This is a genomic window from Nostoc sp. CmiVER01 (genome assembly GCF_034531135.2).
Taxonomy (GTDB): Bacteria; Cyanobacteriota; Cyanobacteriia; order Cyanobacteriales; family Nostocaceae; genus Nostoc.
On record NZ_JAVRBU020000005.1, the window covers coordinates 177,860 to 200,000 of the forward strand.

Below are 22,141 nucleotides of genomic sequence, written 5' to 3' on the forward strand. Positions count from 1 at the left end.
AGTGGTGATTAAAGATAAAAAAGGACGGTTTGTAGAGGCGAGTTTTGTCATCAAACCCTTGATTCGATTAAAGTTTTATCTGCTAAACCCGCCTTTACTATTAGTCATCCATCAAACGGATTTGATGTAACTAAACAATGCAGGTTATTCTACGTTCTTAGTAAATATGCTCTACCAGCAAGTTTCTTATACCATTTCACGAAAAATCTGATACAGATGTAAACCTCGAAAGAATTGCTGTATCTAAGTTTTTTAATTGCGTTAGCGTTCGCGTAGCGTCTCGTAGAGAGAAATGAGCGTCATTGCGTTAGCGTAGCGGGGCGTTCGCTTTTAGCGTCTCGCAGAGAAGCCCATTGCGAATTGGTATTAGCCCCGGTGGATTGTCTTAAAAATTTCCTCCAAAATGTCCTGCGCTCCCTGTTGCCGCAAACTTTGAGCCAATTGAATTCCTAGCTGTTCTGCCTCGTTAACAAAACCAGTCACAGAATCTTTTACTACCTGTTTACCATCCACACTGGCGACTAACCCCGTTAACGTTAGTGTATCTGCTTGCAACTGGGTATCAACCCCAATTGGCACTTGGCAACCGCCTTCTAATTCCCGTAAGAATGCACGTTCGGCAAGAACGCGATCGCGGGTTGGGATATGTTCAATTGCTTTAAGGAGCGACAGCACTTCCAAATCGTCGCTACGGCATTCAATGCCCAAGGCTCCTTGTCCGACAGCATAGAGAGAAACGTCAGTTGGCAAAACTTGATGAATGCGATTGCTCATCCCCAACCGTTGTAATCCGGCAACTGCCAAAATCAATGCATCGTACTCCCCATCATCTAGCTTTGCCATCCGCGTATTCAAGTTTCCTCGCACATCTTTAAACGTGAAGTGGGGAAATTGGTGGCGCAACTGTGCTAGCCGTCGCAGGGAAGATGTACCAATCACTGTACCTTCTGGTAGCGTATCAATTTGCTTATCTTTGTATTTTTCATGCACAACTAAAGCATCTGCTGAGTTTTCCCGTTCTGTTACAGCTGCTAACACTAACCCCTCTGGCAAACGAGTCGGCAGATCCTTAAGAGAGTGAACAGCAAAGTCAATCTCTTCGTTTAGCATTGCCAATTCAAGTTCTTTGGTGAAGAGTCCCTTGTCCCCAATTTTGGCTAAGGCAACATCTAAGATTTTGTCACCTTGGGTGGACATAGTTTGAACTTCAAAAGAAATATTAGGAAAGCGTTTCTGGAGTTGTTCTTGCACCCAGTAAGTTTGAATCAGAGCTAGTTGGCTTTTACGAGAACCAATGCGAATTGTGCGAGTAGAACTAGAAATCGTAGATGAAGTGGAATGGAGTGTAGTCATATAACGTTAGTTAGAATTATTGCACAAATAGTTGGATTGTTTAACAGTTTCAAAAAAGAAAGCAACATTCTCTTCTGGAGTGTTCTGTAGAATACCGTGACCGAGGTTCATAATGTGTTTTTGGTTCCCTGCTTTGTTTATTGTGTCGAGAATGCAGTTGCGGATAAACTCTTGAGAACCAAATAACGCACACGGATCAATATTTCCTTGAACTCCTATATCTGCACCGAGGCGTTGCCGTGCCACTGCCATATCAACAGTCCAGTCTACGCTAACGATATCTACACCAGAGTGTGCCATGAAGTCCAAAATTCCAGCACTGTTGTTGATATACAGAATCAGGGGTGTGTCTGGGTGGGTTGCTTTGACTTGTTGCACGACCCGTTGCAGATAAGGTAGAGAGAACGTCTTAAAATCGTGAGGGCTGAGTTGTCCTGCCCAAGAATCAAATAGTTGCACTACCTGTGCCCCAGAATCAATTTGATAACGCGCGTAAATAGCGATCGCATCTGCAAGTTTTGCGAGAAACTGATGCAGCATGGTTGGCTGTGAATAAGCCATACCCTTAATGATGGCATAGTCTTTTGAACTTTTACCTTCAATGCAATAAGCAGCTAGCGTCCAAGGAGCGCCAACAAACCCCAAAATAGTTGCTTGACCATTCACTTCTTTGTGCAGTGTTGTCAGAATCTCACGCACAAATGGCAAACATGTTTCGGGATCAAGGGGTGTGAGCGCATCAATTTGCGCCTGTGTACGAATTGGGTTTTCAAATACTGGGCCCTTGCTTTCGATAATATCAAAGGGTATGCCAATACCAGGTAGCGGCGTGAGAATATCTGAGAACATAATCACCCCATCGGGCTTAAAGGCATGGAAAGGTTGCAGGGAAATTTCCACTGCCAAATCAGGGTTTTCAGAACGCTCTCGAAAAGAGGGGTATTTTTGGCGTAAATCCCGATAGACTTTCATATAGCGACCCGCTTGGCGCATGATCCACACAGGCGGACGATCCAGTACTTCACCTCGGGCTGCTTGCAATAACCTATAGTTTTGCATATATCAAAGAATTCCTTGTTTAGTTGTTTACCAATTCCTGGAGATCATCAAATAAATGGATTGTCAGACAGAAGACAAAATGACTTGTGTAAATACAAACTCACTAGAAAGTATCATCAATTAAGTAAGCTGGAATCAGAACAATCTATGACAAATGTGCCACAAACTTTTTGAGCGCGATTTATTTGACTTTTCTATGATGTGGAATCTAATTCACCAACACAGCAGAATGTTTTGCCCAATGCCCGTTTGAATCATCTGATTTGCCCTGAGACGGCTCTAGACTCCAGCCCTTTGCCAGATATTTTTGCTGAAGTTTACGCAAAGTGATATTAAGAGCATCAGCAGCAACGTGAAGTTCTTCTGATGGTTCAGGAAGTGACTGAGGAGTTAAAGTTTCGATAACTACCGTATCTTCCTGAGCTAGTAGACAGTCAAGGTTGATGAACAACTTATCTAGCCAAGGTAGGGGTAGAGTGTTACGGAACAAAATACGTTTGACAGAAGTTGTGTTTTCATCAATTGGGCAGTAACCTGCTAAAACAGCGAACTTAATCGGAAATCTAGTATCTCCACCTACACTAATTTCAGCTAGGGTAAAGTTAGGTAGGTAAAAGCTCAATCTTAGTGTTACTTGCGGGCGTCCACCTAGTAAAAAGTTCAAGATTTTTTTGGGATTATTTAAGGAAGCATAGGTGAATTTAGCAACAGCGCTCCAGTCATCCTCCTCAACTTGGTATCTAACAGTTGAATTCAGTGGAATTCTTTGACCAAAACTTTTCCGATGGATAGCAATGACATGAGCAAAATCAAGATTCGTTTCCATGAGACGGACATAATTAGCATGATCGAGATCCACATGGGGAGCAGGACGCATACTTGTAAATAGATATTCTGGAAGATTTGAGGGCAAAGGCGGACGTTCTGCTTCTGGTAATTCTCCTAAAAACATCCAAACAAACCCGTATTTTTCCTGAATTGGGTAAGTTTCGACGCGAGCTTTTAGAGGAATAGGGGTTTCCGGTGCGTTAGAAGGTATATCAACACATCTCCCATCTGCTTGGAATTGCCATCCATGATAAGGACAGCGAATGCAGTCGTTGTCAATCCAGCCCATAGAGAGAGCAGCACCGCGATGAGGACACTGATCTTTTAGGGCTACGACTTGTCCTTGAGAATTGCGATAGAGAACAAATCTCTGCTGAAACATGATGATTTTTTTGGGTTGCTTAGTGATATTTGTACTGAGTTCACAAGCGTACCAAAAGTTTTTCAAGTTCTTCATTACTTTTAGCTCCTGCTTTAATGAAAAGTTGTTTTGGTAATTTGATATAAGTTGCACTTACCAGGTTGAACTAATGAAATAGATGTAATCAACAGTGAAGCAGAGCTTAAAAGAAATACCTTCATTGAATCTAGCGGACTATAAGATAAAACTCTAGTTCACCAATGCAGCAGAAGAGGGTTGTACTAGATTTCCATTCGAGTTGCCTAATTTACTCTCACACGATTCTAAACCCCAGCCCATCTTCAGATATTTTTGACGGAGCTTACGATAAGCAAGAGATATAGCATCACAAGCAACATGAACTTCATCTGTCAAATCATCAGGTATAGCTTTAGGATATTGAGACTCAGCTACTACTGCATCTTCCCTACTTATCTTCAAGTTAGACCTTTGGAATACGGGATCTGCCCAAGAGTAAGTAAAGAAGCTGCGAAACTGAATCCGCTTAATAAGTGTGGTGGTTTCATCAATAGGAATGTGAATGCCAAAATTAACAAGCTTACCACCACCAAAATAACCTTCCATCTTATTAATATTAGGCAGGTAAAAGCTTATTTTTGAAGTAACATCTGTGGTTCCTGAGTGATGGAAAAACTTTAAAAAACCTTTTGGTCTAGAGTGTTGTTTGATAACAACTGTGGAACTTGCACCAAACTCTTCTACATTAATCTCGTATTGTCCAATTGTTTGGTCTCGTTCAAACCCTTTGCCAAAAGAATTAGCATGTACTACACGGGTATGAGCGTAGTCCAAAGAATTTTCTAAGGTGCGAGTGTAATGAGTGTTTACTTTATATTCGTAGAAAAGGTGATGAAGCCCTGGTTCTTCGTATTCTGGCAAAGGTGGAATTGGCGGACGCTCTGCTTCTGGTAAATCTCCATAAAACATCCAAACAAACCCATATTTTTCTTGCACTGGGTAAGTCTCGACACGAGCTTTTGGAGGAATAGGAGTCTCAGGTGCATTAGAAGGTATATCAACACATCTCCCATCTGCTTGGAATTGCCATCCATGATAAGGACAGCGAATGCAGTCGTTGTCAATCCAGCCCATAGAGAGGGCAGCGCCACGATGGGGACACTGATCTTTGAGGGCTATCACTTGTCCTTGAGAGTTACGATAGAGGACAAATTTTTGCTTTAGCATCACGATTTGCTTGGGCTGGTTGGTGACGGCTTTGCTGAATTCGCAAGCGTACCAGAAATTTTTTAACATCCTTAGTTCCTGCAATTTAGATATGGGGAATTCTTTGTTTTTACTTTTGAATGATTTCTAAATAATCAGAGGTAGTAAGTTGACGTGATAATTTTTGTTCGAGATGTAGTTTCTCCATTAACACCGATTCAACCGACTTTTTAACCAGCGATTCATCAAATTTTGGTGATTATTTTAGTAGTAGTAGTAGTAGTGATCGTGGTTGTTTTACTAATAGAGCGATTTTGAAATTCGGTATCTAGGTTAAACAACATTTGCAGAGTCCGAACCGCAAGGCGTTGGGCTTCTAGATCCTGTTGTGTGCGAAGTTGCACCATTGGCTCATGCAGGATTTTGTTAACAATGCCTTTGGTGAGTGCTTCGATCACTTCTTGATGCTTTTTAGCAAACTCTGAACCAAGGCGTGACATTGCTTTTTCTAACTCTTGCTCACGAATGCTTTCTACTTTTTCTCGTAAGCAGCTAATTGTAGAAACGGCTTCTAGCGATCGCAACCAGGCACGAAATGCTTCTACCTCTTTTGTAATCAACCTTTGAGCTTCCATCGCCGCCTGCTGTCGGCTTTGATGGTTCTGCATTACAACAGCTTTGAGATCATCGACATTAAACACTTGAACATGAGCCAGCTCATTTACATCAGCATGAACATTGCGTGGAACGGAGATGTCAAACAACATCAGTGGTTGATTAGCTGCCAATATCATCTCCAGTTTGGCTCGATCTAGTAGAGGTTCTGTAGAAGCAGTGCTAGTAAACACCAGATCAGAGGCAGCAATAACCGTCATCATTTCGCTCAGGAGATAGCATTGCAGTTGAGCCTCGCTGAACTGATTGGCTAATTCCTGTGCCCGTTCGATAGAACGGTTGATGATTGAAATGCGGTTTGCTCCCTTAGATAACAGATGTTGCACCAGTAATCGAGACATCTTGCCAGCACCCACGATCGCCACTCGATAGGCTGACAAATCTTTCACTTTGACTTGAGCAAGTTCTACTGCTGCCGCACTGATTGAGATTGCTCCGCTACCAATCGAAGTTTCTGTTCTGACTTTCTTAGCAACTGTTAGCGATTGTTTAAAGAGTTGATTGAGAATCTGTTTAATGCCATTGTGCTGTTGACCTAGTTTGTAGGCATGTTTGACTTGAGCGAGAATTTGTCCTTCTCCGATGACCAAACTATCTAAACCAGAAGCAACTTGCATCAGGTGCATCACAGCATCCTGCTGAAGCAAGACAAATAAATGATAATTCAAATCTTGGCTAGATAATTTACTATGCTCTGAAAGAAACTGAGTCACTTCTAAGATCGCTTGCTCTGCTGATAGGACAGCCAGATAAATTTCCAATCGGTTGCAAGTGCTAAGAATAGCAGCTTCTTGGATATGGGGATAGTTGCATAGACAAGCGATCGCCTGTTCAATTTTCTCTTCTGGAATACTCAGTTTTTCACGAATTTCAACCGGAGCAGTCTTGTGACTAAGACCGACGGCGATAATATTCATCCTTCCTCCTTTTACACTTTTATTAACTGGTTTCTGCTGAGTTATACCATTTCACTAAAATCCTGATACAAATTCTTTCCCCTCTGCTCCCCTGCTCCTCTGCTCCCCTGCTTGCCTAAATGTATCAACCTTAAAGTGAAACGGTATTAGAGGTAAACACGAGTTTCAAAAAGCAAAAGTTTGTTTGTTGTAGATTCCACTCACGAATTTGCATACCAATCAACAGATTAAAGCGGATACGCCTGACCGGATAAGGGTACACCGAACAGCAAGAAAAATAGAATTGCTAAGGCTGCTAGAGCGATCGCTTTAGGAGAAAGGGTTAATCGAGAATCAGACGATGCGACCACAGGAATATCTTTGGTGAGAGGAACTGGCAGTAATTCAGAGACAACCGCTTGAGTAAACGGAGTGTGTAACTGCTCCATCTCTGCATAGGTTATGTCTTCATATTTGATAAACCCTGGGTTCAAGATTCCCTGAGGATCGTATTTCTGCTTCAATTCATTAACTTGCAACCAATAATCACCAAACTGAAGTCGCCACTGCGCTAAATCCAATTCAGCCCAACTTGCTACATACCGCTTACCACCCATTTGGTACGCTAGATTAGTAAACAGATTCAACTGCTCTAAAATAGGCTGAATTTGAGCTTTGGGAACGGTGGGATACATCCCAAACCCGATAACCAACTCTTCTTCTGGTAAGGCGAACATAGGCATATTGGTATTGTGAGAAACCAACCCAAAGGAACCGATGGGAGTAGTCCTGAAGTCAATAAACCCGGGAACCTGTTCAAGAACCGTTTCAATATATTCTTTTGCGGTCGATCCTGGCAAAAGCACATCAATCCAAGGATTTGCCGTTCCGGGAAGATGAGGAACCTGGATTACAGGTTGCACAAACTCCTCAAAAGTCAAATTTTCGGTGTAAACATGACGATAGAAGTTTAGACTTGAGAGCAGTTTTTCCTCATTGATGCCGTTGAGTGAATCAACTTCTAAGGTAATCTGCATCCTGTAGAACCACTCAATGAGCGGTCGTAGTCCTTTTTCTCCAGATCTAGCCACGCCCATAATGCAAGGAGAAAATAACGCCAGCAACCCATCCACCTGATCCTCTGCTATTAGCAATTGCTCATCCTGTAGAAAGGTATCTAAGTCGTCGTAGCAGAGGAAATAGGTACGGGTGAGAGGACGGTAGGGCCTAAGCCGATGCTGGACTTTTGTAATAATACCGAATTGTCCGTAGCCGCAGAGTGCATGATAAAACAACTCACTGTTTTGCTTTGGCGTACACCAGACCAACTCTCCTGTTCCAGTAACCACTTCTAGCCCCAAACAATTATCGGCTTGGGAGCCATGACGAAACGAACTCTGCCCTAGTCCTCCCGCCGAATGGGTTCCCCCTATAGTGACATCAAAGTAATTGGTGAGAACAGGAGGAATCAGACGGTGCAAAATTGATGCATTCACAATTTGTCGCCAAGTTGCACCAGCATCTGCCTTAAAACATAATTGGTCTGCATCAAGGTCATGAACTTGGTTCAGCCTCCTCATATCTAAGAGAATGCCTCCCTCGTTTAGGGATTGACCACTAAGCGAATGTCCTGCCGCCCGCGAAGAAACCGTTATCCCCTGCTTGGCAGCATATTGTATTGATTTCGCCACATCAGTTGCATTCTGAGGACGAACTACAACTTGGGGTTGTTTTTGAATAATGCCACCAAAATCTTGAGAAACTGCGACTAAATCTTCTTCTATGCCGCTAACTTCACCTTCGATGATGTGTTGTAGATCTGAGATAACACTGTTCATGATTTACCTTGACAATGCAAAAACTCATAAAGAGAGGCTAGACACTGATAATGTGCGTATGATTTAAACGTTTTGACTCACCATCTCTCAAGCTGACAGAAACGTGCGATGGACATAAAGCCAGTTTTCAACTGTGAGAGCACCAGATTAAGTGCATCAAAATAATTTTGGACTACTACTAAAATTGTTCAAAACTACCACTTAATTAGAAAGGCGAATCTTGAGCATCTTAATACCGATCTGAATAAGAACGGGAACTACTCGAAACAGATTTATGACTTTAGAAAAGATGCTCGATGTATTTTTCGTGGATTGTGTCACCTGTTGTTCTGGTCTTTCATACTTAAATACACAAACACAGTCGCCTTCAGCTTGTTTACTAAGAATTGAAGCTTTCAAGCCAGGAAAAGCTCTTCTGGCTGCTTCTTGTTCCATTTCGCAGAGCAGATAGCAAGGCGTTTCAAAACCATACTCTTTAGCAAGAGATAAAGCTGGGCAAACTCTTTGAATTTCAAGTGTAGCGTCTGTTCCATTCTGGGAAATATCTACTATTTCCGTAACAAAGCCCATCATTTTCAACAGGGGAATTGGTTTCTTGAAGCCTTCGGCTAAAGTAGCGTTATCAATAAAAGCACCCATTAATGCTTTCTGCTGTTCAGGGTACTTTTCCATCATTTTTTCAAAAGCGGCTTGATCTCCCATTTCCTTTGCCAGCTTTTTATATCTGACAAATCTATTCCGGAACAAGCTCATAGCTTTTGATTCATCTATGTTGAGGATGTCTTCCATCCGTAGATCGCCTGCACCTATCTTATCTACACCTATCTTAGTTTCCATCTTCACTTCCCTATTATTTTACAATAATCACAAACAAAAACTAGTTTTATGGATGAACATTAACTGTGGAAAAGAGGCAATAAATGATCAAGACAATCAGAAAATATCTGAGAATATCACGACAAGCTAATACAAGATCAACTTCAAACTCATTTATTACCAACCAATAAAGCTTTATCGTCTGTAAAATAACATTGCTTCCTCCTTTTTGTGGAAATCTTTTGTAGATTTTCAATTGAGGTTTTATCCAAGTCTTAACTTTTGATCGCTCCATGTTCAGCAGTTGTGTTATTTTCATGTCACTCAACAGCTACCTTTACTGTGTTGGCTGTCTTTATCAATTCCGAAATCCTATACCCACTCTCGTGGAGTTCTCAAAACTTCTCTTAAGATTGCTTCTTGGCTACCAAGAGTGGGTTGATCGTTATATGCCCAAGAAGCAGCCGGAGGCATACAGTTGAAAACACTTTGATGGTTCACCATGCCACTGGCTATACCAAAGCGAGCACCGCGATCAGAAGTTAGAATGAACTCTACATAACGTCCCCGAACAATTCGCTGCCAGTACTTGTTCTCTTCTGTAAAATTCATATCCTTACGCCTCTCTACAATCGGTAGGTAGGCGAGAGCAAATGCCTCAGTGCAGTCTGTAACAAACGCTAGAAGTTCTTCTACAGGACGATTGTTTAGATGATCGAAGAAAATTCCACCAACTCCTCGGCTTTCACCACGATGAGATACATGAAAGTATTCATCACACCACTTTTTAAAACGTGGGTAATAGGAAGTATCGTGTTTATCGCAAACATCCTTGTGTATTTTATGAAAGTGAACTGCATCTTCTTCAAACAGGTATGCAGGGGTTAGATCCGCACCACCACCAAACCACCAATAATTTGGCTGGTTGCTATGACCCAGTTGGAAATAACGGTAGTTGACATGGGCGATTGGAACCATTGGGTTATGGGGATGGATAACAAAGCTAGTACCCGTAGCAAAATAGGGAGTACCTTTATCGCCAAAAGTTTTATCCGCTTCACTTGTTGCCAAAGCTCCTGACTTTTCAAAAGTCATTCCGGGAGGCAGTTCACCTTTGATCGCTACATAGTTGACTCCAATCTTTTCAAAAACATTGCCGTTGTCTAAAGCTCGGTCAATATAGATTGAGTCTCCACTACTCTCACCACCCACCCAAGTGCCGTTATTACGTGTCCACGGTTGTTCAATAAATTTACCCTTGCCATCAAGTTGTTCAATCATTTGACAAGTGTTATCAAACATTTGTCTGAACACTTTTATTCCGGGCATTTCCAGTTTTTGTGTGATTGATCGTTCTAAAATTTTAGACATAGTTGCTTCTTTCGCCACGATTGATTGGGTTAAAGTTTGCGATATTTAGTCTTTAATGGACTTAGCTCAAGGAAATTTCTAGGTGAATAAATTGTTAATGTAATTTTCTGTTGGTGTAGGGGTAGGTTTTATTAAAAAGCCTGCAACGAATCAGAGATTTGTTACAAAACCTACCTCTACACAAATGTCAATCAACGATAATTTTACGAATGAGACAAATTTAGGTGAGGATTTCGTTTCATGCTCCGACGGACTTGACGAAGCAAGATTAAAAGTCCACCGAAGGCGATCGCTCCAGTTGTAGATGGTTCTGGCACAGACTTGGTTACTTCTGTGATTTTAATCCGCGCTACTTGGTAGCCTGAAGCTTTAAAATCTGCATTGGCAAAAAGTTGATTTCCGCCAAGAGTATAATCAAGGACGCCGCCGGCACCAAGGGGTTTAAAGCCTGGGTGGGGTTGGATCGTCCCATTTTCGGGAATGCCACTACCAAGTGCGCTAAACTCAAATCCTCTCTCAGATGGGAATCCGATGTTAGCTCGGTCTTCGGTGTTCACCTCAGTACCAGCATCCAAGACTTGATTTCCGAGAACGATAAAGTCAGCTCCGATGAATTTACCGCTAGCATCAAAGATTTCGATTGGTTTCTCATTACTGATGAAAGCATCATTACTAGGAAAGACGTATGAGGCGTAGCTAAAGTAGCGATGGCTGGTAGTATCGCCATTCAACTCAATCGTCTTTGTGGCAACCTGACCTGGGAAAGCGACTGGAGCATTCGGGTATAACCAATCAGCGGGGTTAGGGAAGAGTAGGTCTTGAACACCACCGTTCTTAGCTGCTGAACTTTCAGCAAACAAACCGCCAATAGTCGATTTTTTAGGTATAACTCTATACAATACATTGCTAAGGAAATCCGACTCACCAAAAATGTTGCTCTCAAGACCTGAAATGCCATCCTCAGCCATATACTTGATTCCTGATGAGGCAGGAGCACCTACATCGAAAGTATCAAAGCTACCATCTTGAAAAGCAACCCAGATTGGAGGCAATAGAGAGCCACCGCTTGGCCCAAGATTTTCAACAGAAACCTTTAATGTGACTGCTGTCGCAGCTGATGCTATTGCAATCATTGAGCTAACTGCGATCGCTGTAGCTGTGATGGTTCCTCGAAGACTTTTGAAAATTTGTTGATTTGCCATAATATTCTTCTTATGTTGGTAAACAAGTAGAGTTTTCCAATGTTATTGCTGAACTAATTTCTGTTGTTTCAGTTTGTTTTTTTGCAGGAAAACTGCACTACAAGTAACAAGTCCTAATAGTCCCCATGTAAAAGAGGGTTCAGGGACGGAGCGAAAGGTCAATCCACTTAGCGATAGTTTGTATTCTTGGCTAGTCGGATCAAAGCTGACGCTATATTGGGTTGGATAATACCCAGTCTTAGGATAGGAGATAGGTACTTTAATAGGTTTGGTAATACTTGATTGCGTCTCAAGGAAAGCTTTTGTAGCTCCAAAGGATGTCAAACTAATTTGACCATCGAAGAACGCATAGTCATAAAGCGTGTTAAATGGCTGCTGTCCTGTAAAGATAGGTAATGCTGCCTCAGGATCAAAATAGCGCTCTCCGAACCCTGGCTCAACAAATCCAGTTGGTTGCATCCCTTGAGGAATAAATTCTGGCTTTGGTGGCTTTAGTGCTTGTGCCAATTCATCACCAGTACAAACAGGTTCTGAACTATTTGTACCAGCATTTGGGCAGATTAAAGCTATTTCTTGAGGGGTAAGTAAGAAAGCATCAAGTGTGATTCGGGGGACACCAAGAGCTTCTGGAATTCCTGGAACACCATGAGTGCGATACTTCAATAAAAGAGAATCAAATACTGTTGTTGATGCCTCAGATGGTAAAGAAAGCGGAATGACAATATCAGATGTATCGTTACTGACAGGTAGTGATAGGCTTCCTTGGGTAAGTATAGCACCAACCTCTGAAGGATGTCCCTGGTCATCAAGTGTGACAAAAGAGCGAACAAAGCCTTTGCCTAAGGGTTGTGAATTTCCTAAATATTGAGTTGCATTTGCTGCACTTGCAATTCCTACAGTATATAATAATGCGCTTAGTGCAGCAAGCGATAAATTTGTTCTATTCATATATTTCCTGATTAACAATCTGTTGATAAATTGAGATGCAATTAACTGCTGATTTATTGCAAAACAAAAATCAATTCATATACAAAGTCTACTTACCCCAAAGGTTGCTGTTGATGCTTGCGCTTGAGTAGAGAGACCGTACCACAAAGCCCAAAAATCAATAGACTTACTGTAAAAGCAGGCTCTGGAACAGAGGCTGGCTTACTGAGTAAAAGCGTTCTTGCTTTGCTAGTTCCCTGATTTTGGAAAGCGTAAGGTGTTCCTTGAGGAACGTAGACAAAGGTTCCTGGAGTGCCTACTATACTTTGGTCATCAATTTGGAACGTTACATCTCCATCTAAAACGTAAAACGACTGGCTTTCCTGGTCGTTGCTCATTAGTTGTTCAGAAACAGATTGCGGGGTAAGAGAAATATCGAACAGCGAGAATTGCCCGTTGGTTTCTTCGACACTTGCCAAAGAGGTATATAGCCCACCTGCTTTACTAAATGAGGGACGATTTGATGCGTTTGGTGGCACTACCACAAAATTAAAGTCTGGAGGCAAGTCGGTAGTTTCAGGCGACAAAGCGAGTTGCGATCCGTACTTTGCAGCGATTTGCCCAATTACTGCAAAATCCCTCAATGGCTCTGGTGGATTTGAACGATCTGTAACCAGTGTGTTTCGTCCCTCTTCCCTATAAAACCCCTCAAACCCTGAGGGAGTCGTAAGCAATAATGCCTTTGCAGGCGTTGTCCCAATGTTTTGATAGGTGTGGCGTCTACCTTTAGGAAAATAGACAAAGGTTCCAGGTGTCCCGATAATGCCTTCGTTCCCTAGCAAGATAGACATTTGCCCATCTAGAATGTACAGCCCTTCGTCTTGTTGAGTTTGGATAATAGGTGGAGGCCCAGCTTGCGGTGGAACAGTTAGATCAAATAATGAAAACTGTCCACCAGTCTCTTTACCAGTTGCTAAAAAAGTAGCTAAACCAGTTATTACAGAGTAGGTTGGGCGATCAAGTGCATTGGGTGGTACAACCAACACATCTTGTCCTACTGTTGAAAGGGGCAAAATATTATTAGAGGAGTCTTTTGGTTGTGCCTGTGCAGCTTCTAAACCCAAACATAGCGTGGAAAGTGCTGCTCCAGCAATAACCATTGATAATTTTTTCACAGTAGTTGTCCTTAAGATTATCTGAACGCATAGCAGCCTATTATGGGTGAATCTTATACTTACCCAGTTACCATGAAAACTTTTTCTTCTTGACGGTTGACACTAGTTGCAGCAGCAGGGAGAGGTCCTAATTTAACATCGCCCCAACGCATTACTGTTGCAGCAGCAGTAGATGCTGAACCGATTGTATAGACAAGAATCAGATCATTTTCTTGAATTTTCCCCAAATGTGCGCCATAGTACATATTGACAATCGGGAGTACTGGCCCAATGTTTGCATACTGCGGATAAAGATTGATTGTCCGTTCCGGATCAATCCCTAGTGCTTGTATACACAAATTTGCATACCAGGCAGTAGGTGTGTTGAAAGCAAAGAATTTTACCTCATCAAGAGTTATACCAGCTGCTGCAACAGCAGCTTCACTACATGTACGAACAAACTCAACACCCGTGTCACGGATCTGTTGACTGGCATTTTTTCCATTCTGAATACGCATCCGTGGGTTGCCTTCGGTATCTGTTGTCAGTTCATTAAAGAAGGCTCCGCAGGTGGCAGCAGTATGAATGATTTTACTTGCCAAAACTCCTTGATTGGGTTTGAGCGCACCGACCATAAAGGCTCCTGCACCGTCACCCATAAACCAAGATAGGGTATCATCCTCGTCTACAAAACGAGAGTAAACGCAAGAAATAACCACCAACACATTGCGGTAAGCTCCCGTTTGCACCAATGAAGTGGCAGTCTGGAGTGCAACCAAAGCACTAGAGCAAGTTGACTCAAGATTCCAAGCGGGGCAACGCAAGCCCATTTCGCCAACAAGGAAAGCAGCGTTGCCTGGTGCAATGCGTTCAGGGAACAGTGAGGTAACAATCATCAAATCGACATCATTGGGTGACATTTGTGCAGCAGCGATCGCATCAAATGCCACACGCTTCTCTAATGTTATAGAAGATTCACTTGGTGCTAGTACTCGCCGCTCGACGGCACCACGGAATGGATCTGACAAATATGGTGCCATTTCGAGATCGAACTCATAGCTTTTGGTAGTGGGTGCAGTAGCAGAAAATAGTTTCGCTAATGTTTTTTGCTCGGCTTGAGCCACTAATTCTGGATAATGATTTTTCCAATAGTCGTTTGTACGTAAAACGCTAGGAAAAGTAACTGTAAGTGAGCGAATTCCTACTGCCTGATTCATAATGACAATTCTCCTTTTATTTCTTTAGCCCCTTGTTTAATCAAACTTTGAATCCGATTCCCAAAAGGTGCAGTCTGATTTGGGTCGATAATTACATCGACCACAAACGGTACCTTTGAGGCAAGCGCTTTTTCTAGTGCAGTCTGGAGTTCGGTTTCTTCCTCGACACGGATGCCGTCAGCTCCCATTGCACGGGCAATTGCCACAAAATCTGCTGATGGTATCTGCGTGTCTACGCCGTTGAATCCCAACAATGACATACCTTGAGTGCACATATTGTAGTGTGCGTCATTCAAGACAATCCAGACGGCAGGAATCTGATATTTAACGGCGGTGTTAATTTCGTTGTTCATCAGCATTGCACCATCTCCAGCAATGGCGACAGCTTTACCATTTCGTGCTAGGGCGGCACCCACAACACCTGTGGTGGCATGTCCCATTGAACCAAACCCCGTACTGACCCGATAGCGACCTGGTTCAGTAAATCTCAGGGTGTGAGTTCCCCAAGCAAATGAGTTACCTGCTTCGGTCAACACCACTGCATCGCTGTCTTCGACAAATACCTGTTGAATTGCATCCATTAACACATCGGGGCGCACCGGCCCTTTGGAGCGGGGACTAGTTATTGCACTATGGGGATGAGGCAGTACAGGGCACTGACTGGCACGCTCGGGAAAATATTCTAGTAGGGATTTAACGAAGGCTTGCACATCAGACTGAATGAAGAAAGTCTCCACAGATGGATAAGCGGTTCCGGGTACTTCTGGATCGATGTCTATATGCACGAACCCTCGTGAGGGTATCATCGCCGGATTCCAGAAAGAGGTGAATTCACCCAATCGGCTTCCCAAAACCAGTATGCGGCCAGGACGTTGCTCTTGCATGTATTGCAAAATTGAGGCATGACCTCCAAAGCCTGTGACGCCGATATATTGAGGATGATTTTCTGGGAAGATACCTTTGCCGCGTGGCGAAGACATCACTGCTGCTCCAGTTCTCTCGGCCAATTGGCGGATTTCTGTTGCTGCACCTCTGGCACCAAAGCCCACCCAAATGGCAAAGGGCGCTTCAGAAAGTAATTGTACAGCTTTAGCGATCGCACTCTCTTCAGGACTCGTGAGAGCTTGTGAGAAAGTCGCGTCAGGTAATGGTGTCTTGAGTAAACTTGACTGAGTTGTTGTAGGGATACTCAGATGAGCGACAAACCCACCTGGTCTTGTCAAACCAAGAGCAAGTCTGCGAGCAATCTCTGGCAGTTCATCATCAGACTCGATGGTAGTAGCATAATGAAATAGCGAACCGGATGTACAAATCAATTCGTTGGGCATTGTGTAGGTGCTGGTTTCCTGAAAAGCCCAGCGCCCACGCTGCGGTGCTGAGGTAGCAGCTGATAAGAAAATCACCTTTGCACCTTCCCAACGGGCTGCAAACAGTGCAGTTAAAGCATTGGTAATTCCTGGCCCTGTTGTAGTAAACACAACAACAGGGCGGTTATTAACAAAGTATGACTCAATGGCTGCAAAACCTGCTCCAGCTTCATGACGAAAGTGAAGTACATCAATGGCGCTATGTTCTAGACTAGCCCAGAGTGAGGCGATCGCTCCGCCAGAGATACCAAAAGCATGACGCACTCCCAGTCTTTGCAGCATCCTGACTACAGCTTCGGCAACAGAAAGCGGCGCAGATTGTTCACTGCTGAGAATCGGTATGTCTAAGCGAGTATTTGTCTGTCCATCTCCAAAAGGTGAAAATGGTGGGAAAATAGAAGATTTAGATGAACGTTCGAGATCACCAGCAGTAAGGGATTTAGAATCCATAGTTAGCCTCAAATATAAGTCATTTAGTAACCACCAATCTAATTTCAAACTATCTAGATTATCTTGACAATCAAACTTAGACTATAGATAGTTGATCACTTATTTTGGTATTACAAAACCGTTGGCACAATTTCTTCAAAGTCTTTGACAGTCGAACCACCATTCACTTGTCATTTAAGTATCTGGAGACTTTTAGAAGAGAGCTTCAGTTCTTTACAAATTTGTAGAGGTGGGTTTTGCGACCATACTTTCAGTAATATGTAGAATTTGTTTGCTAAATCTGCCCTTGATATATTTAACGTTGATTAGGACATCATTTATGCAACTTTCTAAGATGCAATTGAAAGTTCTTCTTCACGTAGAATTCGTTTGAGTACTTTACCCATTGCGTTCTTGGGTAGGGAATCAATAAATTTAATCGCGCTTGGAATTTTGTAACTCGCCATTTTCTCAATGCAGAAGGCAATTATATCCTCTTGTGTTATGGCAAAATCTGCTTTTAAGAGAATCTTAGCTTTGACTATCTCACCTTTTACAGGATCGGGAGCACCATAGACAGCACATTCAGCGATCGCTGGATGTGTATAGAGGACATTCTCAACTTCCGCAGGATATACTTTGAAGCCAGAAACATTAATCATGTCTTTTAAGCGATCAACAAGATAAAAATAGCCATCCTCATCCATCGTGCCAATGTCACCAGTATGAAACCAGCCATTTTTGAGAACTTGGGCAGTTTCAATAGGACGGTTCCAATAACCGAGCATGACATTCGGGCCTCGAACAATGATCTCACCCAATTCTCCTGGTTGTACTTGCTTACCATCAAAATTGATAATTTTCATTTCGACATTTTCAATGGGGGCACCAATTGAGCCAAGTTTGTATTTCAAGTCGTGGTTGTAGCAGGCGAAAGGAGATGTTTCAGTCAGACCATACCCTTCATGAATCACGCAACCATGCCTTTTCTGCCACTGTTGGACGACTTCGGGTGACATCGGTGCGGCGGCAGTAAAATAATAACGCACACTTTTAAGGTTGTAACCAGACGTATCCATATTCAGTAGTTTTATGAAAACTGTTGGTACACCAAAAAACATCGTTATGCCTTGATTAGCAATAGTTTCAAGTACTTTCTCTGGCTCAAAACGGCGTTGTAAAACAATGGTTGCACAGGCGTTTAATCCGGCGTTGAGAATTGCATTTTGACCAAAGCAATGGAATAGCGGCAGATAAAGCAATAGTCGGTCATCAGAGTGCATTCCACAACAACGATTCTTGGAATACATATTTGAAATGATATTGCCGTGAGAAAGTGTAGCGCCTTTAGGAAATCCTGTTGTACCGGATGTGTAGACAATAGCAGCCGGCTCGTCGCGTTCCATTTCGACAGCACAGGCTTTGGGTACAGCACTTGCCATCAGTTGCTCTAGATTAATTCCCTTTTTTGATCGACCGTCTGCAATCAAAATATGTTCAAGTTGGGATAAGTCCCAATCTGGTACATTCTTACTGAGTTCCTCTGTTGTAATAAGTGTATTAGCACTGCAATCATTGAGGATAAATTTAACTTCATCACTCTTGAGCATGACATTAAGTGAAACAGCTACAGCACCAATTTTCTGAATTCCCAAGTAGCAGAAGACAAATACTGGAATATTCGGTAAAAATAAGGCAACGCGATCGCCTTTTTGAATTCCCAATCCCCGTAATCCGTTAGCCACGCGATTAGCTAGTTGGTCAAGCTGTTGGTAAGTAAAATAGTTGTCTTCAAAAATCAGAGCGATTTTGTCAGGAAATAACAGTTGACCCCTCTGTATATGTTGTGCAATGTTCATCACCGAAAATACTCACTTCAAGCAGCAGACGAAAGCAAATTAAGTTAACAAAGTCTTTTTAGTAAGCATCAACAAGACTCACTTGCGATTCTAAGGTCATCAATATTCCGTGGTGAGGTCGCAATGTGAACATTGCTTCCTCTTCAACAGGATGTCCTGGTACTGAATGTAGACGGTATTTTTGGGCTATCATCGCTACAACCAACTGCATTTCGGTCATCGCAAATATCTCGCCAATACATTGGCGTGGCCCGCCCCCAAATGGAAAGTAGGCATAGCGTGGGCGTTGAGCAACTTGTTCCCGTGCAAAACGTTCGGGATTGAATTCTTCGGGGTTTTCCCAGAAGCTTGGTAGCCGTTGCGTGACATAGGGGCTGACCATGATCAAGGAGCGAGCTGGTATATGATAGTCGCCAATTTGATCAGACTCTAGATTAGTGCGAGTGAAAACCCAAGCACCCGGATAAAGCCGCATCGATTCTTCGATGACCATCCTGGTATATTTTAAGCTTGGTAAATCCTCCAAGGTTGGAGTACGCCCGTCTAGAACACGGCTAATTTCCTCTTGCAATTGATATTCTACGCTTGGGTTTTGAGAGAGCAAATACCAAGTCCACGCAAGAACGGCAGCTGAAGTTTCAAACCCACCGGTGAAAATTGTCATAATTTCGTCGCGCAGTTGCTCATCGCTCATTCCCTGACCAGATTCTTGGTCATAAGCATCCATCAACATTGAGAGCAGATCATCCGGAGATTTGCTGCCTTCTCGACGTTCCCGAATGATCCGATAGATAGCTCCATCCAAGGTTTGCATCGATTGTTGAAATCTGCGGTTTTTGAGCGTGGGTACCCACAAAGGCAGCTTGATTACTGCCCAGAGTTGGCTACTAAGGTACTTATATGCCGTGTCCCAAGCTTGATTGAGTTTATCAATTTCGTCATCAGAATCGATGCTTAACAAACTCTCCAGAAGGATCGTCTGCGCTAATTGCATCATCTCTGCAAAGATGTCGAGCGGTTTATCTGAGTCAATGTTGCGCCAGTTCTCCAGCATCTGAGCGATGTTTTTAGTCATTAGGTTGACCAGTGTGCCGACTTTCTGGCGATGAAAACTTGGCTGCATAAGATGCCGCTCACGCCGCCAGGATTCACCTTCTTTGACTGCTAAACCATCGCCAATCACCAACTTGATTGCCTGGAAGTTTTCGCCCTTGATATAGTTGCGACTGTTTTCTTGCAGAATGTATTTCAAATGATCTGGATGAGCCACTAAGTAAAGCTGCTGAGAACCCATCGCTCCTAGATGGACAACATCACCATATTGACGTACAGCGTTAGTTAGGAACTGGAGTGGATTTCTCAACATTTGTGGAAGGTTGCCGATGATTGGATAACCATGCGGGCCAGGAGGAGTTTTGCGTAAACGCGTTGGCGAACTCTCTTGTAGAGAAGCGGCTTGTCCGGGGGCATCGTCTGCCGAAATACTCTGTTTTAGCATCTTGTTTTTGTACAACCTTAGTCTAAGCTAAATAAAGTCTCTTTCAGGGCTTGGACAATCTGTCCTCCATCTGCGATATCCTCTGCGATCAAGGCAATGTGTTCATCTAGGGGTTGTTCATCGTCGTTCCAAATGTAAGGGCGTCCAGGTGAAGGTTTTTGTCCTACTACATCGCGCACCGCCATATAGAGATTTTTAGTTGCGGGTGACAGGGTAACACGGGCGTCATAATGGTCAGCAACGAGGTAAGTACGTAAATCAACGGCTTGCACCCCAAACATCAGAGCGATCGCCATATATTGTTGAAAGATTTCCACGCTTACACGCGCTAAGTTGGCAGACGCAAAACCTTGGCTGTTGATATTTTGGTTATATTGTTCAGCGTGGGTAGGAAATCTGTCAGTTATGGAATTGCCATAGAAGGTCAACAGGGGCATAATTGAATTTCCAGTGATTTGCAATCCTTTCAATCCCATGTTGACGTTGCGTTGTTGGTTACCCACTAAAGATGGTGGCAGTCCATTGTTAAATTCCGGCGCTACTAAGTAAGCTATTTGTACATCCAAGTGTTTCGCCAATAACCCCATATAGTAACGTAACTGATCCATTCCTACACCAATGTACTGTCCTAAGAAATTGCCGCCATGATAACTGGCTTGGTTTGCCACATCGATGAGCGGGTTGTCTGTGACAGCATTAAGTTCTACTTCAATTTGTCTTTGAATCTGCTCTATACCATCAACAATCGGCCCCATATACTGTGCTAAACAGCGTAGCGAATAACGGTCTTGAATGGGGTTTTCACCGCGATAGTCATGAGAACCATCTAACTCATCGCGGATTAAGCGTGAGCCAGCAAGCAGGTTGAGCATTTGAGCAGCAGCCCATTTTTGACCTGAATGAGGTTTGAGCTGATGAATAAATGGGTGAAATGATTGATTAGTACCTCTCAAACCTTGGATAGCTAAGGCGTGTGAACCCATAGCTAGTGCTAAGAGAATTTTGGTGTCATGTAGGCAGTTAGCTGCAATACCTGTCATAACTGAAGTGCCATTCATCATTGCTAACCCTTCTTTTGGAAGTAGTTGCAATGGCTCTAAACCCAGTTTCTTTAACGCAGTTGGTGCGTCCATTTCTTCGCCGTTAAAGTCAACGGTATAGCTTGGAGCTAGACCAATCAATGCTCCAGAAATATAGGCTAAAGGCGTTAAATCACCACTGGCACCAATTGAGCCAAATTCATACACATAAGGAGTAACACCAGCATTTAAAAACGTTTCCATGCGTTGGATGAGTTCTAAACGGATGCCAGATGCACCATGCAAGTGGGAGTTGGCACGTAAGAGCATGGCAGCACGCACATCAGCCAATGGTAATCTTTTTCCTGCTCCTACCTTGTGATACCACATCAGATTATTTTGCAGCAGGGCGGCACAGTCACGGGGGATTACGACGTTTGCCATGCCGCCAAAGCCACTAGTCACACCGTAAATTGGATCTCCCGATTCAACTGCATTATGAATGTAGTCACAAGATGCTTGCACACCCTGCAACACATCAGGGTGATCGCTTAAGCGTACTAGAGTACCATGACGTGCTACACTAACAACTTCGTTGATTGTCAAATTGCGGTTGCCTACAACTACGGTTTTGTCTAAATTACCTAATAAGGGTGATGAAGAAACAGAGGTTGTATTTTGGCGTAGAGATGCTGTATTCATCTGGTAGTTTACTTGTCCTTTTTTGTAGTTATTTACACGTTTATAATTCACTTGTTCAAGTATGTGCAGTAAAGGGAATTGGAGCCAACTTTGCCGTTGCAGTGGTGTTATAGTTTTGAGTCCAACGACCAAAGAACTGGCATAAAATGACCATTTCCTGCATTAGTAATTGCTCAATCCTTCCACTGTGAAAGACTCAGGCTCATCTGAGAGGGCTTTGGTTAGTTTTAGGTAAACTTTAATCATCAAATAATCTGTACCAGATGCGATCATTGCATTAAAACCTGCTCATAATTACTGATGTATAAATTAGGCTTGATTCAAAAACGAGAAGAATCTGTCAGAG

General features: G+C 42.9%; 15 protein-coding genes and 1 pseudogene. All 16 read right to left on the reverse strand.

Features of this window, described 5'->3' with window-relative positions:
* Positions 1-366: 366 nt before the first annotated feature.
* The 16 genes and pseudogenes from hemC to RMZ43_RS09755 all read right to left on the reverse strand — a co-directional run bounded on the left by hemC (position 367) and on the right by RMZ43_RS09755 (position 21,795).
* A complete protein-coding gene (gene hemC, locus RMZ43_RS09680; RefSeq protein ID WP_322653976.1) occupies positions 367-1,353 on the reverse strand; it encodes a hydroxymethylbilane synthase in 987 nt (328 codons plus the stop codon).
* Between the two features lie 6 nt (positions 1,354-1,359).
* A complete protein-coding gene (gene hemE / locus RMZ43_RS09685) occupies positions 1,360-2,412 on the reverse strand; it encodes a uroporphyrinogen decarboxylase (protein ID WP_322653977.1) in 1,053 nt (350 codons plus the stop codon).
* 208 nt (positions 2,413-2,620) lie between these two features.
* Positions 2,621-3,697: an aromatic ring-hydroxylating dioxygenase subunit alpha gene (locus RMZ43_RS09690; protein WP_322653978.1), complete on the reverse strand. Its 1,077-nt coding sequence runs from the start codon at positions 3,695-3,697 to the stop codon at positions 2,621-2,623.
* Positions 3,698-3,850: 153 nt separating this feature from the next.
* On the reverse strand, positions 3,851-4,915 hold the full coding sequence (locus RMZ43_RS09695; protein ID WP_322653979.1) for an aromatic ring-hydroxylating dioxygenase subunit alpha: 1,065 nt from the start codon (positions 4,913-4,915) through the stop codon (positions 3,851-3,853).
* A 215-nt stretch (positions 4,916-5,130) separates the two neighbouring features.
* Positions 5,131-6,417 (reverse strand): annotated as a pseudogene (locus RMZ43_RS09700) (glutamyl-tRNA reductase); the annotation flags it as partial.
* 227 nt (positions 6,418-6,644) lie between these two features.
* Complete coding sequence (locus RMZ43_RS09705) at positions 6,645-8,234, reverse strand: FAD-binding protein (protein WP_322649038.1); 1,590 nt, start codon at positions 8,232-8,234, stop codon at positions 6,645-6,647.
* Positions 8,235-8,435: 201 nt separating this feature from the next.
* Positions 8,436-9,071: an L-2-amino-thiazoline-4-carboxylic acid hydrolase gene (locus RMZ43_RS09710; RefSeq protein WP_322649039.1), complete on the reverse strand. Its 636-nt coding sequence runs from the start codon at positions 9,069-9,071 to the stop codon at positions 8,436-8,438.
* A 351-nt stretch (positions 9,072-9,422) separates the two neighbouring features.
* A complete protein-coding gene (hemF, locus tag RMZ43_RS09715) occupies positions 9,423-10,421 on the reverse strand; it encodes an oxygen-dependent coproporphyrinogen oxidase (RefSeq protein ID WP_322649040.1) in 999 nt (332 codons plus the stop codon).
* 203 nt (positions 10,422-10,624) lie between these two features.
* Entirely contained in the window at positions 10,625-11,623 is a 999-nt protein-coding gene (locus RMZ43_RS09720; RefSeq protein WP_322649041.1) for a spondin domain-containing protein, read from the reverse strand.
* 42 nt (positions 11,624-11,665) lie between these two features.
* Entirely contained in the window at positions 11,666-12,571 is a 906-nt protein-coding gene (locus tag RMZ43_RS09725) for a hypothetical protein (protein ID WP_322649042.1), read from the reverse strand.
* 92 nt (positions 12,572-12,663) lie between these two features.
* Positions 12,664-13,725, reverse strand: a complete 1,062-nt coding sequence (locus tag RMZ43_RS09730) for a cupin domain-containing protein (RefSeq protein WP_322649043.1) — start codon at positions 13,723-13,725, stop codon at positions 12,664-12,666.
* 59 nt (positions 13,726-13,784) lie between these two features.
* Positions 13,785-14,921, reverse strand: a complete 1,137-nt coding sequence (locus RMZ43_RS09735) for a 3-oxoacyl-ACP synthase III family protein (RefSeq protein ID WP_322649044.1) — start codon at positions 14,919-14,921, stop codon at positions 13,785-13,787.
* Positions 14,918-16,738, reverse strand: a complete 1,821-nt coding sequence (locus tag RMZ43_RS09740; RefSeq protein ID WP_322653980.1) for a ScyA-related TPP-binding enzyme — start codon at positions 16,736-16,738, stop codon at positions 14,918-14,920. Before RMZ43_RS09740 ends, RMZ43_RS09735 begins: the two co-directional genes overlap by 4 nt.
* Positions 16,739-17,067: 329 nt before the next feature.
* Positions 17,068-18,576 (reverse strand): class I adenylate-forming enzyme family protein, encoded by a 1,509-nt coding sequence (locus RMZ43_RS09745; protein ID WP_322653981.1) that lies wholly within the window; start codon positions 18,574-18,576, stop codon positions 17,068-17,070.
* Positions 18,577-18,634: 58 nt separating this feature from the next.
* Positions 18,635-20,074, reverse strand: a complete 1,440-nt coding sequence (locus RMZ43_RS09750) for a cytochrome P450 (protein WP_322653982.1) — start codon at positions 20,072-20,074, stop codon at positions 18,635-18,637.
* Positions 20,075-20,091: 17 nt separating this feature from the next.
* Complete coding sequence (locus RMZ43_RS09755) at positions 20,092-21,795, reverse strand: HAL/PAL/TAL family ammonia-lyase (RefSeq protein ID WP_322653983.1); 1,704 nt, start codon at positions 21,793-21,795, stop codon at positions 20,092-20,094.
* Positions 21,796-22,141: the final 346 nt, after the last annotated feature.

Bases quoted from the DNA above. Each gene is read 5' to 3' on its own strand.
- RMZ43_RS09710 (WP_322649039.1), bottom strand. From the start codon at position 9,071: ATGGAAACTAAGATAGGTGTAGATAAGATAGGTGCAGGCGATCTACGG.
- RMZ43_RS09690 (WP_322653978.1), bottom strand. From the start codon at position 3,697: ATGAAGAACTTGAAAAACTTTTGGTACGCTTGTGAACTCAGTACAAAT.
- RMZ43_RS09735 (WP_322649044.1), bottom strand. From the start codon at position 14,921: ATGAATCAGGCAGTAGGAATTCGCTCACTTACAGTTACTTTTCCTAGC.
- RMZ43_RS09740 (WP_322653980.1), bottom strand. From the start codon at position 16,738: ATGGATTCTAAATCCCTTACTGCTGGTGATCTCGAACGTTCATCTAAA.
- hemF (WP_322649040.1), bottom strand. From the start codon at position 10,421: ATGTCTAAAATTTTAGAACGATCAATCACACAAAAACTGGAAATGCCC.
- RMZ43_RS09695 (WP_322653979.1), bottom strand. From the start codon at position 4,915: ATGTTAAAAAATTTCTGGTACGCTTGCGAATTCAGCAAAGCCGTCACC.
- RMZ43_RS09705 (WP_322649038.1), bottom strand. From the start codon at position 8,234: ATGAACAGTGTTATCTCAGATCTACAACACATCATCGAAGGTGAAGTT.
- RMZ43_RS09725 (WP_322649042.1), bottom strand. From the start codon at position 12,571: ATGAATAGAACAAATTTATCGCTTGCTGCACTAAGCGCATTATTATAT.
- RMZ43_RS09720 (WP_322649041.1), bottom strand. From the start codon at position 11,623: ATGGCAAATCAACAAATTTTCAAAAGTCTTCGAGGAACCATCACAGCT.
- RMZ43_RS09745 (WP_322653981.1), bottom strand. From the start codon at position 18,576: ATGAACATTGCACAACATATACAGAGGGGTCAACTGTTATTTCCTGAC.
- hemE (WP_322653977.1), bottom strand. From the start codon at position 2,412: ATGCAAAACTATAGGTTATTGCAAGCAGCCCGAGGTGAAGTACTGGAT.
- RMZ43_RS09755 (WP_322653983.1), bottom strand. From the start codon at position 21,795: ATGAATACAGCATCTCTACGCCAAAATACAACCTCTGTTTCTTCATCA.
- RMZ43_RS09750 (WP_322653982.1), bottom strand. From the start codon at position 20,074: ATGCTAAAACAGAGTATTTCGGCAGACGATGCCCCCGGACAAGCCGCT.
- hemC (WP_322653976.1), bottom strand. From the start codon at position 1,353: ATGACTACACTCCATTCCACTTCATCTACGATTTCTAGTTCTACTCGC.